Genomic DNA, 566 nt, shown 5'->3' with positions numbered 1-566 from the left:
GGCTTTCAAAAAAATGAATTTATCTTCATGTTGTTCTTCAGGCTTCTGCCTATTTTCCCCTTTTTTATTATTAATATTGCCGCCGTTGTCTTAGGCGTGAGCCTACGCCATTTTTTTGCAGGCACATTCCTTGGTATTATCCCTGGCACTTTCGTCTACGCCTGGGTTGGCAGCGGACTTGGTTTTGCGCTTAAACAAGGACAGACACTTAATCTTAAAATTATTTTCTCACCGCAAATATTATTACCCATTTGTGCTTTGGCATTACTATCTTTAGTGCCGATTATTTACGAAAGATTCAAAAATAAAAGGCAGACAACATATAAACAACACAAGGAGTGATCATGCCGGATACTCAATATTCAAACCTATTAAAATGTGATATTTGTGTTATTGGTGGTGGATCTGGTGGGCTCTCCGTTGCCGCAGCAGCTCAGCAAATGGGTGCAAGCGTCATATTGTGCGAGGGTAACAAAATGGGGGGAGATTGCCTAAACTCGGGGTGCGTGCCATCAAAAGCATTGATCGAAGCATCGCGTAGTGTAGCACACACTAAAAAAGCACAA

2 protein-coding genes are annotated in these 566 nt (G+C 41.7%); both read left to right on the top strand.

Annotated features, from left to right (window positions below; translation table 11 throughout):
• On the top strand, positions 1-342 hold a 342-nt coding region (locus tag DNK85_RS11405; RefSeq protein WP_162896714.1), incomplete at its 5' end, for a TVP38/TMEM64 family protein.
• Positions 343-344: 2 nt separating this feature from the next.
• The coding region (locus DNK85_RS11400) for an FAD-dependent oxidoreductase (RefSeq protein ID WP_119329623.1) at positions 345-566 on the top strand (222 nt) is incomplete at its 3' end.

It is taken from the genome of Cysteiniphilum halobium (assembly GCF_003574425.1).
Classification (GTDB): domain Bacteria; phylum Pseudomonadota; class Gammaproteobacteria; order Francisellales; family Francisellaceae; genus Caedibacter; species Caedibacter halobius.
This window is presented reverse-complemented; position numbering and strand designations above follow the sequence as displayed.